At 36.3% G+C, this 1,052-nt stretch carries 2 protein-coding genes; one reads left to right on the top strand and one right to left on the bottom strand.

The window, feature by feature from the left end:
- Window positions 1-426, bottom strand: a 426-nt coding sequence (locus I3255_RS14765) for a DUF3157 family protein (protein WP_238039506.1), incomplete at its 3' end; no start/stop codon positions are given.
- A 202-nt stretch (window positions 427-628) separates the two neighbouring features.
- On the opposite strand from I3255_RS14765, the gene I3255_RS14760 reads away from it, so the two are divergent.
- A partial coding sequence (locus tag I3255_RS14760; RefSeq protein WP_238039505.1) for a protoglobin domain-containing protein occupies window positions 629-1,052 on the top strand: 424 nt, incomplete at its 3' end.

The following is a 1,052-nucleotide window of genomic DNA, read 5'->3' as shown; positions in this document are numbered from 1 at the left end:
CTTACTATTAGCATCTGCAAGGGTAATATTCATCTTAACTAAGACAACAGAATCCGTTCCTTGGTTAGTCAGTCCTACCGGAATAACCAACTCATTACCTTGATAATAGGCTGGCTGTAAAATGGCATCGATACCACTTTGTGACAACTGAAGAATAGGCTTACTAGAATTGAGTTTAAATTGAGTTCCAACAACAGTATTAGTAAAAGGTACTGCTGTCACCGGAGCTAGTTGTGCACTGGCTTCGAGCACCTCAACTTCAGGTTTAGCGGTAGTAGCTTGCTGTTTTTGAACATATTGCCAGGTAAAATCATCGTTTAATTGAATGAGTCGTCCATCTTTAAGTTCCACAACTTGTTGTGCTGAAACACTTGCAGATAACAATCCTAATACTGCTGCACTTATCAATCGATACTTCAAATGCATGGTAGCCTTCCTAACTAATGTCGATTCAGAGGTTAAAAATATCACTTTTTAGGTGAAATAATCTAACTTTGATTTAGAACAATTGTCTGTGAATACAAGTTCTATCAGTATATACCCGAATCGTTTCAAGGATTGAAATTGAGGGGAATCGTCATTCTCTACCTCAAAAAATATAATAAAGATAAATACTTAGGCTAATAATATGGATGCACGAAATCTTATACATCAAACACTAGCGGAACAATTAAATATCAATGAACATGATATTGAACAGCGCAAGATATCACTTTCATTTGTAGAGCAAGATGAAGTAAATCTTCAACAATGTCTAAAATGGTTAGAGCCACTGTTACCTCAAGTGGTACAAGAGTTTTACCAACATCAGGTTTCAATTCCCGAAATAGCATTAATTATTGGTGATAAAGACACATTAAAACGCCTGCATTACTCTATGAGCCAATATATTACCGAGCTTTTTTCTGGTAGCTACGATATGGACTATGTTGCGAAAAGGCTTCAAATTGGTCGAATTCATCAAAGAATTGGGGTAACGCCCAAGCTTTATTTATCGGGGATTAATCGCCTACAACATCTACTTGAAGATATCATTCGTGATTATAGTGAAG

The sequence above is a fragment of the Psychrobacter sp. Ps6 genome, from assembly GCF_022129235.1.
Lineage (GTDB): Bacteria > Pseudomonadota > Gammaproteobacteria > Pseudomonadales > Moraxellaceae > Psychrobacter.
Note: the sequence above shows the minus strand (reverse complement) of the source record. Positions and strands in the feature narration are given on the sequence as shown.